This window comes from Nodularia sp. UHCC 0506, assembly GCF_034931045.1.
In the GTDB taxonomy this organism is placed as follows: domain Bacteria; phylum Cyanobacteriota; class Cyanobacteriia; order Cyanobacteriales; family Nostocaceae; genus Nodularia.
Genome location: NZ_JAYGHH010000013.1, coordinates 1 through 15,392, shown reverse-complemented (window position 1 = coordinate 15,392; position 15,392 = coordinate 1). Strand labels below are relative to the sequence as shown.

13 protein-coding genes are annotated in these 15,392 nt (G+C 41.3%); 8 read left to right on the top strand and 5 right to left on the bottom strand.

Translation table 11 applies throughout. The features are described from left to right. The first annotated feature begins 82 nt into the window (after window positions 1-82). The 4 genes from VB654_RS10455 to VB654_RS10440 all read left to right on the top strand — a co-directional run bounded on the left by VB654_RS10455 (window position 83) and on the right by VB654_RS10440 (window position 4,169). A complete protein-coding gene (locus tag VB654_RS10455; protein WP_323213656.1) occupies window positions 83-685 on the top strand; it encodes a superoxide dismutase in 603 nt (200 codons plus the stop codon). A gap of 410 nt (window positions 686-1,095) precedes the next feature. Further along, on the top strand, window positions 1,096-2,124 hold the full coding sequence (gene purM / locus VB654_RS10450) for a phosphoribosylformylglycinamidine cyclo-ligase (protein WP_323213722.1): 1,029 nt from the start codon (window positions 1,096-1,098) through the stop codon (window positions 2,122-2,124). 336 nt (window positions 2,125-2,460) lie between these two features. Next, window positions 2,461-3,147, top strand: coding sequence for a PHP domain-containing protein (locus VB654_RS10445; RefSeq protein ID WP_323213655.1), 687 nt, complete (start codon window positions 2,461-2,463; stop codon window positions 3,145-3,147). 158 nt (window positions 3,148-3,305) lie between these two features. After that, the gene (locus VB654_RS10440) at window positions 3,306-4,169 is read left to right on the top strand and encodes a DUF5895 domain-containing protein (protein WP_323213654.1); all 864 of its coding nucleotides are present in this window, start codon (window positions 3,306-3,308) and stop codon (window positions 4,167-4,169) included. Between the two features lie 118 nt (window positions 4,170-4,287). On the opposite strand, the gene VB654_RS10435 is transcribed toward VB654_RS10440, so the two are convergent. From VB654_RS10435 to VB654_RS10415, 5 genes are all read right to left on the bottom strand, one after another. Then, complete coding sequence (locus VB654_RS10435; protein WP_323213653.1) at window positions 4,288-5,547, bottom strand: murein transglycosylase A; 1,260 nt, start codon at window positions 5,545-5,547, stop codon at window positions 4,288-4,290. A gap of 3 nt (window positions 5,548-5,550) precedes the next feature. Next, window positions 5,551-5,805 (bottom strand): hypothetical protein, encoded by a 255-nt coding sequence (locus tag VB654_RS10430; RefSeq protein WP_323213652.1) that lies wholly within the window; start codon window positions 5,803-5,805, stop codon window positions 5,551-5,553. A gap of 249 nt (window positions 5,806-6,054) precedes the next feature. Next, window positions 6,055-6,234, bottom strand: a complete 180-nt coding sequence (locus VB654_RS10425; protein ID WP_323213651.1) for a hypothetical protein — start codon at window positions 6,232-6,234, stop codon at window positions 6,055-6,057. 461 nt (window positions 6,235-6,695) lie between these two features. After that, a complete protein-coding gene (locus tag VB654_RS10420) occupies window positions 6,696-8,408 on the bottom strand; it encodes a diflavin flavoprotein (protein WP_323213650.1) in 1,713 nt (570 codons plus the stop codon). A gap of 167 nt (window positions 8,409-8,575) precedes the next feature. Then, on the bottom strand, window positions 8,576-10,294 hold the full coding sequence (locus tag VB654_RS10415; protein ID WP_323213649.1) for a diflavin flavoprotein: 1,719 nt from the start codon (window positions 10,292-10,294) through the stop codon (window positions 8,576-8,578). 406 nt (window positions 10,295-10,700) lie between these two features. On the opposite strand from VB654_RS10415, the gene cobA reads away from it, so the two are divergent. The 4 genes from cobA (at window position 10,701) to VB654_RS10395 (ending at window position 15,322) form a co-directional block, all read left to right on the top strand. Continuing rightward, entirely contained in the window at window positions 10,701-12,290 is a 1,590-nt protein-coding gene (gene cobA / locus VB654_RS10410) for a uroporphyrinogen-III C-methyltransferase (protein ID WP_323213648.1), read from the top strand. Further along, on the top strand, window positions 12,287-12,880 hold the full coding sequence (coaE, locus tag VB654_RS10405; protein WP_323213647.1) for a dephospho-CoA kinase: 594 nt from the start codon (window positions 12,287-12,289) through the stop codon (window positions 12,878-12,880). The genes cobA and coaE overlap by 4 nt, the downstream gene beginning before the upstream one ends. A gap of 51 nt (window positions 12,881-12,931) precedes the next feature. Continuing rightward, entirely contained in the window at window positions 12,932-13,444 is a 513-nt protein-coding gene (locus tag VB654_RS10400) for a universal stress protein (protein ID WP_323213646.1), read from the top strand. Between the two features lie 666 nt (window positions 13,445-14,110). Next, on the top strand, window positions 14,111-15,322 hold the full coding sequence (locus VB654_RS10395; RefSeq protein ID WP_323213645.1) for a response regulator: 1,212 nt from the start codon (window positions 14,111-14,113) through the stop codon (window positions 15,320-15,322). Window positions 15,323-15,392 lie beyond the last annotated feature (70 nt).

Below are 15,392 nucleotides of genomic sequence, written 5' to 3'. Positions count from 1 at the left end.
GACTGTTACGCATAAAATCGTCGTTTCCTAAGCTGAGACAACAGCTTTAATCTGGAAAACACTAAAGAGAGGATTTCACAAAATGGCATTTACACAGCCCCCCTTACCCTACGACTTTAATGCTCTAGAAGCGTATGGCATGAAAGGCGAAACCTTCGAGTATCACTATGGCAAACATCATGCAGCCTACGTGACTAACTTGAACAAGCTCACTGACGGTACAGAATTAGCTAACAAATCTTTAGAAGAAGTCATCCAAATCTCCTTTAAAGACTCCTCGAAAGCGGGAATCTTTAATAATGCAGCTCAAGTTTGGAATCACACCTTTTTCTGGAATTGCTTAAAACCCGCAGGTGGTGGCGCACCCACTGGCGACTTAGCAGCCAAGATCAATCAGGATTTTGGCAGCTTTGATAAATTCAAAGAAGAATTTTCTAATGCGGCTGCGACTCAATTCGGTAGTGGTTGGGCTTGGTTAATTGATGATGGTGGAACTCTGAAGGTAATGAAGACACCAAATGCAGAGAACCCCTTAGCTCATGGCAAAAAAGCACTCCTAACCTTAGATGTATGGGAACACGCCTACTACATCGATCATAGAAATGCTCGTCCTGCTTTCATCAAAAACTTTTTAGAGCAGTTGGTAAATTGGGACTTTGCTGCTGAAAATTATGCTAAAGCCTAATAATTTTTCGGTCTGTTGACCTCTCCCCTAAATTTTTGTAAAGCAGTAAAAATCTGTTAATTTATGACTACTGCAAGCAGTCACGACTAGTTTCGTGGCTGTTTTTGATCAATCAAGCAGATTCCAGAACACCAAGCTAAGTAAGTTGGCGAGCATAAAGTTAACTATGTGAAGTAATTTAAAAATATAGTAATTTAGCTCGTAGTAAGGGCTTTAGCCCTTAATTCAGAACTTTAGTCCTGACTACAAACCTGATAATTATTGACGATAACTTACTGAGTATTTCATAAGACACTTAGGCGAATGGTGACGTGGTTTGGCAGAGGAAGTATTTTAGTCATTGGCTCCTTGACTATGGACTATGAACTATGGACTAATGACTAATGACTAATGACTAATGACTAATGACTATGGATTATCGGGATGCTGGGGTCGATGTTGAGGCAGGTAGAGCTTTTGTAGACCAAATTCGCAATTTAGTTCACAGTACTTTTAGACCAGAAGTAATTGGTGGACTAGGTGGTTTTGGTGGTTGCTTTCAACTACCAGGTGGTTTTAAAGAACCAGTGTTGGTTTCCGGGACGGATGGTGTAGGGACAAAGCTGAAAATTGCCCAAATTCTTAACCGACATGACACCGTTGGTATTGATTTAGTAGCAATGTGTGTGAATGATGTGTTGACATCAGGTGCAGAACCCCTGTTTTTTTTAGATTATGTCGCTACCAGTAAATTAGAACCAGAACAGCTAACTCAAGTGGTAGCAGGTATAGCCTCTGGGTGTAGGTTGGCGGGTTGCGCGTTGTTGGGTGGAGAAACCGCAGAAATGCCTGGTTTTTATCAAGTGGGTGAGTATGATTTGGCTGGGTTCTGTGTGGGAATTGTGGAAAAAAGCCAGATGTTGGATAGTTCTCAGGTGCAAATTGGAGATATAGCGATCGCACTTCCTAGTACTGGTGTACACAGCAATGGCTTGAGTTTAGTGCGGAAAATTGTTGACTCCCAATCATTGGCTTGGAATGAACGCCCCCAATTATTGGGTGGTGACAGCATAGCCGAAGCTTTCCTCAAACCGACACAAATTTACGTCAAACCTGTTCTCGCAGCTCGTCAAGCTGAGTTAGAGATTCATGGTATGGCTCATATTACAGGTGGTGGCTTACCAGAGAATTTACCCAGATGTTTAGGCGAAAATCAAAGTATTCAAATTAATCCCCATAGTTGGACTATTCCACCGATATTCCAGTGGCTATCTGAGGTCGGCGCAGTCAGTGCCAAGGCTATGTACAATACTTTCAATATGGGCATTGGTTTTGTGCTGTTAGTACCACCCCATCAAGTAGAACAGACAATTACCTTTTTTCAATCACAGAATATTTCCGCTTTGGCAATTGGTGAAGTGATCAATGGTTCGGGTACATTAGCAGGCTTGCCATCATAGCAAAATATTCATGGGCTTAACAGTCAATGAGCAATGTTGCTCTTGTGCAATCTGCCTGTATTTGATACATGATTTTTCTTTTAGAGACGCGATGAATCGCGTCTAATTAATTCCGTAGTTAAATATAATCGGAACAATTTTTTACTAGCTTTATATAAGCGATTGGAAATACTCATGACCATCAGCATTGAGATTTGCTAAGGTAGTCTTAACATATTGAAAAAATAGGCTAATAAGGCTGCGAAAATAACTACTGATATTTTGAAGTGCTGGAGTTATTTTCTTCTCTAGGTGTGTTGGTGTATAGAAAATAAGTATTTTCACTTATAAAAGAACATGGTTGTAAATTTTGCTCCGACATCTACTTCCGCAGATATTTTAAGGCAAGTCTTCCAGAGTGTTAATGCCCAAAGTTGTCCCAATTTATTCAATTTTCATCTGCATACTGTCCACTCAGATGGCAAGTTGCAACCAAGTACATTGATGGAACAGGCGATCGCTATCGGGTTACAAGGATTAGCAATTACAGACCACCATAGCGTCGGCGGGTATCAAGCAGCACAGGCTTGGTTAGAAAACTGGAAATGGAGAAATGGTAGTGATCACACTCCTTTCTTATGGAGTGGAGTAGAAATTAATGCCAATCTGTTGGATGTGGAAGTTCATATTTTGGCTTATGCCTTTGAGACAGAACATCCCAGTATAAAACCATATTTGCAAAGAAAACCGACTACAGGTAAAGAATATCAAGCACGTAACATCATTGCTGCCATCCAAAAAGCCGGAGGATTAGCAGTTTTAGCTCATCCAGCCCGTTACAAGCGATCGCATTTTGACTTAATTCCGGCGGTGGCGGAACTGGGGATTGACGGTGTAGAAACTTTCTACGCTTACAAAAACCCCAAACCTTGGACACCAAGTGTTTTAGAAACACAACAGGTACAAAAGTTAGCCGATGAATTTCAGCTTTTTAATACCTGTGGTACTGATACCCACGGTTTGAGTCTGCTACAACGTTTGTAAAAATAAATGTTTATTAACAGTTTGGGTTTTCGTAGCCAAGGAGCTACGAAGGATTAAAATGGGATATGGTCTAAACAAGCACTGCCCACCAGCAACGCTATACTCATTCACCATCCTGATAAACTTGTTTAGCAAAACATTTTTAATAATCTAAAACAATGGAAGCATCTGCTAATTTCGACTTTGAGGACGATAAATTTAACGCCCCTCCTTCCCAAATCATCCCCTGGTGTCAGATGATTAATCCCCGCTATGGCACAGAGGGGATGCAGCCCCACGGTTTAGCCATTAAATTGGATAATGCCAGTGCAGTAGGTTTTAAGCCAGATGAAAATTGGCAACAGGTAGAGCATGAATTTAGCTCTGGAGTGGAAACAGTTTTTATTAGTAATACTCCCAAATTAGTCATAGTTCGCCGGGGTCCTTTATCTGTGAAGGATCGAGAAACTGGTAACAAACTTGGTACTCTTAAAGAAAATTATGATGCCTTTTTAGCAGACAAACTTAAATTTAAAACCTTTACTCGTTACCTAATTTACCTAGTAGGAGAAAAGAAAAAATTTCTCCACGAATCTCCATTACAATTAACTCTTAACGGTGCAGCCGGAGCAAGTTTCAGCAAAACCTACTGCGAATTTCAACAAGGAAGAGTGAGCGGTGGGTTCGTAGCTGAATTAGAAAGAGCTTATGCTGTATATCGCCAGCAACCTGTATCACCAAAAGGCTCATTATTTCACGCACATGGAATTTTCTGCCCGATTATTGAGTGCGAAGAACGAGGTATTGAACCAAATACTGTGATGGTAGCTTCAACAGTGGATTACAAGCATCCCACTGTGGGGACATTAACTGAATATCTAATTGCTTCAGATTCTGTTGAGTCGGCAATGATCTGCAAGACTTTTGAAGAACATAAAGAATTTGGCAAGGAATCTATCAAAGTCGAAGCGCCTAAATTGGCAGCAGTTGGCGTTTCTAACTCTTATATTTACGCTGATGACGATGATTATCCACCTTACTAAAGTAGGGAGTGGGGAGTAGGGAGTGAGAAATTACGTTAAACTTGCGGTTACGTAACAACCATTCCTCTTCTCCCCTGCCCCCTGCCCCCTGCCCCCTGTCCTCCGGCTCTGATTACTCCTATTTTTTAAGTAGCAAATAATACAGTAAACCGTTGCCACCTGTAACGCCAGCGCGATCGCCTGCTACTTTGCCAGAACCCATAAAATAATCGACCCTGCCCGGCCCTCTAATGGCGCTACCTGTATCCTGATCCAGTACAAAGCGGCTGACAGTCCGATATTGCATCTGGCCATTGCTATCGGGAAATGGCAATGAAGTATGAACCAGTGCTAGTGCGCCCGGAGGCATGAGAGATTTATCTGTAGCAATGGAACGCTCGGCTGTAACTGGGACATTAATACTACCAGTAGCTGGTCTACCGGCGTTTTCTTGGAAAAAGATAAATCTTTCCCATCGGGGCAGATAATTACTCATTTCCTGGGGATAACTCTGGAAGAAGTTCATAATCCCCGGCATATTTAACTGATTTGCTGCTAACTTGCCATCCTTAGACAGCTGACCACCAATACTAGTCCAGGGGTAATCTGTGCCACCCGCAAAGCCCACAGAGGTTGTTGTGCCATCAGTTAACTGAATTTGGGCAGAACCTTGGATATGTACCATGTATGCCTCAAAGCGATCGCGGAACCATAGCATTTCTAAACCACTTAACTGGCTTCTTTCCCCTAGTAAACCGTCTTGACCCTCCAAATCAACCCGTTTGGGGTGAGGCTTCGCCCATTGATCAAAATCGAGTGGTCGGCGATACAAAGGATATTTATATTCTTGCGTCCTGACACGGCTAGCAGTATAAATAGGCTCAAAATAAGCAGTAAACTTCACAGTCCCCTTGCCATCATTGCCCACAGACTGATAAAAGGTGAACTCTCGACGGACAGCCGCTTGCAATTCGGCTGGAGATTTAGAATTGACAACTAGTTGACGGAAACGAATCAAACTCCGGCGCACCCGGTCGTGGGTAATTCCCCGAACTGGATATTTTCTATAGGCTTCGATGACGCTATTTCTTGACAAGTAACTCAAACTATGGTCAATAGCAGTTAACAAAGCCCGGCGATCGCCAGGTTTACCGATTTGATCCCAAAGTTGCTCATCCCAACCGATGCAAGCGTGTCTAGGAGTACAATTATTTCCCAAGTTGAGGGGTTTAAGCGGAACTGGCGGCTGGATGTTGGGATTACGGGGCGGAACTGGTGGCTGTATCTGAGGTTTAGCTGGTACTGGTAATGGGATAGGAACCTGAGCGACAGCTGACCAGAGAGTACTGATAAAAACAATTCCCAAACTCAGGGAAACTAAAGCAAGGCTTTTTCTCATGATTTAGTTGAATCTTTCAACACTAGAGCTAAAAACTGGTTCTACCCGGATGGCTACAATCCGAGTGGGACGTACTACTAAATACTCCTGCTGAATATTCTTAATTGGTACGTTAATCAATTCATTAGAATCAAACTTAGGCATGAGTGAACCACTGTACCATTTTTGAAAATCTTGAAAAGTGGCAAAACGTACTTCTTCCCTGTGACCGCCTTCTAGTAAAATGTGTACGGCAAATTCATTTGGTGTTCTAGGCATAAAATTGAATCATTTAAAACATATCCAACTCATTGTTAACCACCGAACACCACAATGAAAAGGGTAAGCATACGGGAGCGAGAGCAGGTTTTTGGCATAATTATCAATTAATTACGCATCACTCCTCACTTTTCGCCTTTACTTTCACTCTAGACGGCCTTGAGTTTGACCAGTTCCCTAAAAATTATCCCAGCTGCTTGAGGTTCAAAAACTAGCGCACATAATTTAATTAAATATTCGCAACGGGAGTTAATGCTGTTGAGGCCCCTTCGCATCACATTCTTTATTCAAGCACCGTTCGAGAAGTCCAATTCGCCATGTATAAGCAAAACGACGAGGATTTAATTCTAATTTAGAATTTTGACTAAATAAGGGTTGGTTCAAATATTGCCAAAAAGGAAATTTAATCTGGTTGTGTTGTGCGGACATAGGAGGAACAAAATAGTATGAAAGCGTTGCGGCAGAGTAGTTGACACGTTATATGAGAACTGCCAACTACTGATTCTCTAGTTTAAGATGACACGATATATATTCAGTTGTCTTGGTGGCAATTGCGGAATCTCATAGCAAAGTATTGAGTACAACCCAGTAGAAGCAGGTGTATTAAAATTATTGTTAGTAATTGAACATGGCGTAGCTATACCCACCCCTATATTTTAGGGTTGTCAGGAATTCACAATGTTATAACCTCCGTGGTTGCTATAGTTAAAGGCTTCTATCAGCTTTGCTAGACTTAGCATGGCATTAAAAGTTCCGAGTAGAAGTGACAAAGAAATTTTTGTGGGCCAGGTTAGACTAATGGCTCGAATCTATAATAAATGCAAAAACAGGCTCCCGCCAAATTTGAAATTACGACAGGAGCCTAATTTTACGATTAATCGATTAGTCTTTTAATAATGTGTGCCTGTTTTGCGATGGTTCATGGCAGTAACGGCATCAGGTTTGATTAATTTACCATTGTCAACTGTGGCATAAACGACCCAATGATCACCACATTCCATTAGTTCGTTAACTGAGCATTCCACATAAGCTAAAGCATCAGTGAGAATTGTACAGCCATTATCTGCAACTGTGGTGCTAAAGTTAGTGAATCTCTCTTCTCCAGGAGCAAAACTTTTGCGGAAATGCTTCGTGTATTCTAAATGATTGCCTTCCTCTAAGATATTTAAGGCAAACTTACTACCTGGATACATTAGGGATTCTATAGCTCGGTCTTTAGCGATCGCCACAGTCAGACCAGGAGGATTAAAGGTAGCTTGAGACACCCAAGAGCCTAGCATCCCCGTAGACACATCACCTTGTTTAGCTGAAACTACACAAACTGAACCCACAATCCGGCCTACAGCTTGTTCCATCGGGGTAGCAGATTGTTGAGGTAAGCGGACTTTTTTCGCCTTTCTCAAAGTTTGGGCAAAATCTGTACCAACTTCTTCACAGAACTTGAGAGTTACATCGTCAGGCTTGAACTTGACTCTGAGAGTATCAAATCCAAAACGATAACCAGCATCTCGCAGTTTACCTTCAATTAAATCAAAGGCTTCGCCACTCCAGCCATAAGAGCCAAAAACCCCTGCGAGTTTATTGCTATCACCAACTGTTAGCACAATCCCCAAAGCAGTATGAATGGGAGTCGGAGCATGACCTCCGATAGTGGGAGAACCAATCACAAAGCCATCACACTTTTGGATAGCAGCGCGGATTTCATCAGGGGTGGCAAATTCGCAATTAATCGAATGGACTGCAACCCCACCTTTAGTCAATCCCAAAGCCATCGCCTGGGCTAGAATTGCTGTATTTCCATAAGCTGAAGCATAAAGTAGAGCAACAGATATCTCCCGATCCTTTTGAGCATTGCTCCATTCTGCATAAGCTTTAGTCAATTCCATTAAGCCAGTACGTACCAATGGCCCATGACCAGGAGCGTACATTCTGACTGGGAAATCTGAGATTTTCTCCAAAGCTGATTCTACGTGTTGAGCTTGGGGAGCCATCAGACAGTTGTAGTAGTAGCGCTGGTCTTCTTTTAATGCTTCCCAATTGTCATCAAACACATCATCACCACAGATATGAGCGCCAAATAGCTTATCTGTGTAGAGAATTTGGGTTTGCTCATCGTAGGTACAAAGTCCTTCTGGCCAACGAGGACTGGGAATAGGCAAGAATTTTAAAACGTGACCCTTACCTAAATCTAGAGTTTCTTTCCCCCGCATCACTAAAATTTCGCGTGCTTTGTCTGGGAAAGCATTACGCAAATTAGCTTCAGTGGGAAGGGAACAAACAAATGTTACCTGCGGTGCTAATTCTAGAATTGCCTTGAGAGTTGGTACACGGTTGGGGCTAAAATGACCCAGAATCACATAATCCAACTGTTTCAAGTTGATAGTCTGCTGCAACGTCTCTAGATAAATTTCTGTGAAGGTTTCAGCAGGGGGGTCAATAATTGCGGTTTTATCACCTTCAATTAAATAACAATTGGAGGTAGTACCTCTTTCTCTGGCGTATTCAATTTCAAACCGCAGGCGTGACCAACTACGCGCTCTAATAAATTTTGTGTTTGTAGCGATGGGAAGAACTTGTACGTCACGGGGTTTGGAATTGCTCATAGATTTTTGGTGAAGAAGTGTAGAAAAAACATGGAAAAACCGGAGTGAAGAGGCAGGGGAGCGGGGAGCAGGGTGCAAGGGGGAGTAAGAAATTACTTTAAACTTCGGGTTACTTAATAACCGTTCCTCTTCTCCCCTGCCCCCTGCCCCCTGCCCCTCTGCTTCTTCTAGTAGTAGTTACCGACTTTGCGATGGCGAACTGCTGTTAGTGCATCAGATTTAGATACACGACCTTCTGCAACGGTGCAGTATAAAAGCCAGTGGTCGCTGCATTCCATGCTCTTTTGGACTTCACATTCCATGTATGCTAGAGCATCGGTGAGGATGGGAGAACCGTTTTTAGCGGTTTGGGTTTTGACTCCGGCAAATCTGTCAGCACCGGGATGTAAGCGCTTGAGGAAGTGCTTTTTCAGTTCTTGATAATTGCCTTCTTCCAGGACATTCAGAACAAAGCGATCGCCTACTTGCATCAACGAATCAATGGCGCGGTCTTTGGCGACAGCGATTGTAAATCCTAAAGGTTGCAAACTGGCTTGCGCTACCCAGGAGGCTAACATGGCACTTTTAACATCACCTTTTTGGGTGGTGACAATGTACAGTCCGTTGCTAATCCGTCCCAGAGCTTTTTCTAAGTTGACATCTAGAGACTTGATTTGCTTGATGTTACGTTCGCGCATCAGCAATTGTCCCAAGTCTGTACCCGCTTCTTGGCACATTTGAAATGTACTGGCGGTGGGAACTTCTTTAATCCGAATAGCTGGGAAGGCTTCTTTTACACCCAAGTCAATAAACTTTCTTCGCAGGGTATCAATAGGTTCATCATCACCACCGTAACATTCAAACAAGCCCACCAATTGCTTATTTTTAACGACGGATAATAAAGAACTAATCCCAGCTTGAGCAGCAGCAGCACTAGATGGAGGCATTCCAATAATCACACCAGTGGCTCTACCTGCTAGTTCTTGAATTTCTTGGGGTTCGGCTGTGCTGATATCAATAACTTCTATTCCCACACCAGTTTTTTGGATACCTTCCGCGATCGCTAAACCTAGCTGATCACTATAGCCATACTGAGAAACATAAAACAAGCCGACGGTGGTTTCTGTCTTGGCTTGTCTTTGACTCCAATTATGGTAGCAATCTCTTAACAGGTCTAAGTTATGGTACAGTAAGGGTCCGTGACCGTTGGCGATGATGTTAATTTTTCCCAAATCGTTCATTCTCTTCATGGCGTTGAGGAGAGAACGAGCATTTGGCCCCATCAAACAGTCATAGTAGAATCTAAAGTCGGCTTCAATCGCTTCTAAGTCTTCATCAAAGGTGCGATCGTCGCAGAAGTGCATCCCAAAAGCGTCGCAGGTGAAGAGGGTTTGGGTTTTGCGGTCGAAGCTGAAGATTGTATCTGGCCAGTGCAGGTTAGGCGCACTAACAAACTCAATTTCGTGTCCTTTGCCAATGTCGATGCGATCGCCACTTTTGACAATCCGCTTGGAAAAGGGATCGTGTACTAAACCTTCCAAAAACTGGAGGGCAATTTTTGAAGCTAAAACAGTCGCTCTGGGAGCTAACTGTAATACATCTTCAACTAAGCCGCTATGGTCTGGTTCTGTGTGACTAACGATTATGTAATCAATTGTCTTGGGGTTAACAAGGCCTTTGAGTGTATCTAAATATAGTTGTCGAAACTTCTGGTGAGAAGTGTCGATCAAAATTGTCTGTTCACCCCTAATCAGATATGAGTTGTATGTTGTACCGTTTTGCAGTCCAAATTCGATATCGAAGCGATCGCGGTCCCAATCAAGAGAGCGAATCGCCGTTGTGTTAGGGGCAATTTCTACAGTCTGTATAGTTAACCGATGCTGTATGTTCTCTGCGACCGTTACCATTCTTTGTCTCCGAGCGCAAATTTTTAGTATTCTTTTTATTGTCGCTGGAATTTATTTGTAAAGTTGTAATGAAGATGCTATTTTGTTAATTTAAAGTTGTATTAATTATTGCGGTTTATTAGTAGTTTTTCTAACTCAAAGGATATACTATTAATTCACAGGTATTACTTTTTAAATATTGTTTTTTATTGGTTTAATTTCATCATACATATCTTGTTTCTCTGACAAGTATTTCGTAATAAAAATCATAGAATGGAGTTTTTAGCGCCAAGGTAGCTGAGTACACGCCAAGTTACCCAAAGTCTTGATTTAAACATTTTGTGTGGCAATTTTTATAGTATAATTACTAATTATATAAACTATTTCATAGCCCCTCCTTTCTGGCGCTGTGGGGGTTCTTTTAATTATGACTGAAGCAAAGGGCAAAGTTTATCTTGTCGGTGCTGGCCCTGGAAATCTGGTATATCTGACGATGAAGGCTTATGGACTTTTAGCCAAGGCTCAGGTGTTGATTTATGATGCTCTCGTGGATCAAGAATTGTTAGAGTGTGTATCACCTGATTGTCTACGGTTAGATGTTGGGAAACGTGGTGGTAAGCCTAGTACAACCCAAGGGGAAATTAATCAGTTACTTGTGCAGCACTGTTTGGCAGGTAAACAAGTGGTACGCCTCAAGTCAGGTGATCCGTTTATTTTTGGGCGCTGTACTGCGGAAATCCAAGCGTTGCAAGAGTTTAGTTGTGAGTTTGAAGTTGTACCAGGGATTTCTTCCGCTCTTGCGGCTCCATTAATGGCCGGGATTCCTTTGACAGATCCGGTTCTGAGTCGTTGTTTTGCAGTGTTAACAGCTCATGAACCAGATGCTTTAGATTGGGAAGCTTTATCTCGGTTGGAGACTTTAGTTATATTGATGGGTGGGCGACATCTGCCGGAGATTATACACCAATTAGTTAGACACGGGCGATCGCCTTCTACAGCTATTGCCATTATCCGTTGGGCGGGAACTCCTCAGCAACAAATTTGGACAGGCGAATTAAATAATATTCTCGCACAAACTAACGGCGTTTCTCTCTCCCCAGTGGTAATTGTGATTGGCGAAGTTGTGAGATTATGCAATTACTTACAACCTGAGAAAATATCCTTAGATCAAGTTTCTCATGTCCAAACAATGCTCAACAACTTTTCCACATCTCTCCCCCTCACAGGTAAAACTATCCTGGTGACGCGTTCTTCTGGACAATCGAGCCAATTTAGCGATCGCCTCACCGCATCAGGTGCGACTGTGATTGAAATGCCAACTTTAGAAATTGTCCCCCCTGGGAGTTGGGATGCTTTGGATCAAGCGATCGCTAATTTAACTGATTTTCATTGGTTAATTCTCACTTCCAGCAATGGTGTAGACTACTTTTTTGCCAGATTAATCGCTCAAGGTCAAGATATTCGGGCTTTAGCTGGAGTTAAAATTGCTGTAGTTGGTGAAAAAACCGCCCAAAGTCTTCACAAATATCATCTTCAACCGGATTTTATTCCACCTAATTTTGTCGCTGATTCTTTAGTGGTAAATTTTCCCGAAGCACTACAGGGTAAAAAAGTATTATTTCCCAGAGTAGAAAGCGGTGGACGAGAAATTTTAGTGCAAGAATTAACAGTTAAAGGTGCAGAAGTTGTAGAAGTAGCTGCATATCAATCTCGTTGTCCTAGTAGTATTCCCGAATCAGCCAAGTTAGCTCTACAAAATCGCACTGTCGATATAATTACTTTTGCTAGTTCTAAAACCGTGAAATATTTCTGTCAACTCATAGAAGAAATATTTACCTATAACTCTGATATAACTGATGCCTTAGAGCAAATTTGTATTGCTTCTATCGGTCCCCAAACCTCAAAAACGTGCCATGCTTTATTAGGGCGCGTGACTATTGAAGCTGAAGAATATACTTTAGATGGCTTAACCCAAGCAGTAATAAAATGGGTAAAAAATTCTGAAATTACTCAATGAATAAACGCATCATCGGCTTAACTGGGGGTATTGCAACAGGTAAAACCACCGTCGCTAATTATTTGGCTCATACTTATAATCTGCCAATTTTCGACGCAGATATTTATGCGAGGGATGCTGTAGCTATAGGTTCGCCGATTTTGAAGGCGATCGCTCAACGTTATGGTCAAAACATTTTACTTCCAGATGGTAGCCTCAACCGAGAAAAATTGGGTGCAATTATCTTTCCCCACCCAGATGAACGCCACTGGTTAGAGAGTTTGATTCATCCTTATGTAGTCCAGCGTTTTGAACAAGCGATCGCCCAATCACCATCACAAACCCTTATTTTAGTTATCCCCCTACTATTTGAAGCTCAGATGACTAATTTAGTTACAGAAATCTGGGTTGTCTACTGTTCCGAACCACAACAACTGCAAAGATTAATCCAACGAAATCATTTAACTCAAGAACAAGCCCAAACACGTATCAACAGCCAGTTATCCCTGTCAGAAAAAGCGGCACGTGCAACTATTGTCCTTGATAACTCTTCCACCCCAGAGTCCCTGCTCAAACAAATAGATGTTGCTTTTGCCAACCAACTAGAATAGACATATAGGATGCGTTAATTCAAACTAGCCAAATATAAAGGAACATTAAATATGTATCACAAAATTTTGGTTGCTATAGACAAATCAGAAATGACTCAATATGTATTTGAACAAAGCGTATTTTTGGCAAAAGCTGCTGATGCTCAAATCATGTTATTACACGTACTATCCCCATTAGAAGATCCCTATATCAGCCCAGTATTTACACAACCAGACACCATTTATCCGTCTGTACAGACTACACCCCTAGATACTTATATCCAAGAATGGGAAGAACTGAAAAAACAAAGATTAGATTGGTTGCGATCGCTTAGTGACACCGCAACTAATGCAGGTGTAAAAACTGAGTTTACCCAAAATCTGGGTGATGCTGGCAAGATAATTTGTGAAGTTGCACGTAATTGGCCAGCTGACTTAATTATAGTTGGTCGCCGAGGTCGGACTGGAATCAGTGAGTTTTTGCTGGGTAGTGTCAGCAACTATATATTACATCATGCTCCTTGCTCAATTTTGACAGTACAGGGATGTATTCCTCGCACTACCGAAATTCCCCCTAGCGTGTAAATGTGACGTATTCGCATTCAGAGTCCTATGTAAAATCCCAGTCTCTTGGCAAGGCTGGGATTTTGGTGTATCAGGCTCTTTTTCTCAATAATTATGCCTTGTCTATAAACCTTTGTTACCCCCTCAAAAATTGTGCTTATGCCTTTTATGAATATTTTTTATGAATTTTTTACAAGTAAAGCTTGGTAGATTTTTTTAGGACAACAGACGATAATAATAAACCCCTAAATACATATTAAGAATTGTCAAAAAAACGAAATTTCCAACCTTTTGAGCAGATAAATAAAAGCCTCAAAAATCTTGAGTTTCCTACATTTCTTTAAAATAAGATCAGGATATATACGGATATGATTAGTCCCGCAAATGTTTATCTTATAAGATAAGATAACTACATAAACCCATAACCTTAAGGGCATTGTAGAGTCAGATAGGAGAAAATTATGGATTAAATCACTCCTCTACCAGATCCGTTTTTATAGATTTATTACTTTCATTAGGCTCATAAATCTTAATTAAGAATTGCTATCAATTACCACATGAAAAGTAAATAGGCAGCTATGTAAATTAGTATGTCAAATTTATTTTTAATCATTGAGATACTTGCTAAGTGGTATATAGCTGGATTGGGTATTTAAAGGGCTGATTTGTTGATAAAAGGAACAAACTATGACCCACCCGGAATTGAGAATGTCGAACAACATACTGAATGAGTTTAAAACCTGTACTCAGCTGCAATACAATGGCTCTTTAAATATTAAAAGCACCAATGGACACCAATGGATTTTTTTCTATCGTCTAGGACGAATAGTGTGGGCGACAGGAGGAAGTCATCCTTTCCGGCGCTGGCGGCGAAATATGGCTCAATACTGTCCCCATATAGATATTGACAAGTTAAATTTACGTAAAGAGGACTTAGAAGTAAAATATTGGGATTATCACATCCTGGAAATTCTGCATAAAAGACAAGAAATTCAACGAGAACAAATTCATGCTTTTGTAGAAAACACCATAGGAGAACTGTTATTTGATTTAGCTCAACAAACAAATTTTGTTTCTGCAAGTTGCGATCGCAGCCAGGAAGTGATCCTAGAAACACCGATGAGTTTCACCAGTGCTAATGAGTCTATGAAACAAATGCAAGACTCCTGGAAAATTTGGTCGGAAGCAGGTTTGGCTCATTTTTCTCCCGACTTAGCGCCAGTTTTACGAAAACCAGAACAACTCCAGCAGCAGGTAAGCGAATCTGTCTACAAAAACTTTGTCAATTTGATTAATGGCAAATACACTCTGCGAGATTTAGCGGCAAAAATGAAGCAGAGTGTTGTTCCTGTCACCCGTTCATTGCTTCCTTATATTCTGAAAGGAATTGTTGAACTGGTAGAAGTACCTGATTTGCCTTTATTAGTGACACAAGTCCAAACAAAATCCGTTGCCAGCCCAGCTAGAGCATCAAATGCGCCATTGGTAGCTTGTGTAGATGATAGTCCCCAAATTTGTAATATTCTGGAGGAAATTATTGTTTCACATGGACTGAGATTTATCAAGATTCAAGATGCCATACAAGCCTTACCAATTTTGATTCAAGATAAGCCAGACCTAATTTTTTTAGATTTGATTATGCCTGTTGCTAATGGGTATGAAATTTGTACTCAACTGCGCCGAATGTCAGCCTTTGCCAACACACCTGTGATAATTTTAACAGGAAACGATGGTCTTTTGGATCGAGTCCGAGCTAAGGTAGTCGGTGCTACAGATTTTATGACTAAACCCGTAGCATCAGATAAAGTTATGAGTGTAGTCCGAAAATATTTACCCGTACAGGTTAAACATCAACTCAAAAGGAAACGAGATCAATCTCATTTAAAGGTTTGTCATTAAAATCTTTAATCGTGATATTCTCTCTAGAAATAAATTTTCAAATTTTAATTGTCAAACCTTCTTGGTGATT

Excerpts from the sequence above, each read along its gene's own strand:
- VB654_RS10455 (WP_323213656.1), top strand. The coding sequence starts at position 83 with ATGGCATTTACACAGCCCCCCTTACCCTACGACTTTAATGCTCTAGAA.
- purM (WP_323213722.1), top strand. The coding sequence starts at position 1,096 with ATGGATTATCGGGATGCTGGGGTCGATGTTGAGGCAGGTAGAGCTTTT.
- VB654_RS10445 (WP_323213655.1), top strand. The coding sequence starts at position 2,461 with ATGGTTGTAAATTTTGCTCCGACATCTACTTCCGCAGATATTTTAAGG.
- VB654_RS10440 (WP_323213654.1), top strand. The coding sequence starts at position 3,306 with ATGGAAGCATCTGCTAATTTCGACTTTGAGGACGATAAATTTAACGCC.
- VB654_RS10435 (WP_323213653.1), bottom strand. The coding sequence starts at position 5,547 with ATGAGAAAAAGCCTTGCTTTAGTTTCCCTGAGTTTGGGAATTGTTTTT.
- VB654_RS10430 (WP_323213652.1), bottom strand. The coding sequence starts at position 5,805 with ATGCCTAGAACACCAAATGAATTTGCCGTACACATTTTACTAGAAGGC.
- VB654_RS10425 (WP_323213651.1), bottom strand. The coding sequence starts at position 6,234 with ATGTCCGCACAACACAACCAGATTAAATTTCCTTTTTGGCAATATTTG.
- VB654_RS10420 (WP_323213650.1), bottom strand. The coding sequence starts at position 8,408 with ATGAGCAATTCCAAACCCCGTGACGTACAAGTTCTTCCCATCGCTACA.
- VB654_RS10415 (WP_323213649.1), bottom strand. The coding sequence starts at position 10,294 with ATGGTAACGGTCGCAGAGAACATACAGCATCGGTTAACTATACAGACT.
- cobA (WP_323213648.1), top strand. The coding sequence starts at position 10,701 with ATGACTGAAGCAAAGGGCAAAGTTTATCTTGTCGGTGCTGGCCCTGGA.
- coaE (WP_323213647.1), top strand. The coding sequence starts at position 12,287 with ATGAATAAACGCATCATCGGCTTAACTGGGGGTATTGCAACAGGTAAA.
- VB654_RS10400 (WP_323213646.1), top strand. The coding sequence starts at position 12,932 with ATGTATCACAAAATTTTGGTTGCTATAGACAAATCAGAAATGACTCAA.
- VB654_RS10395 (WP_323213645.1), top strand. The coding sequence starts at position 14,111 with ATGACCCACCCGGAATTGAGAATGTCGAACAACATACTGAATGAGTTT.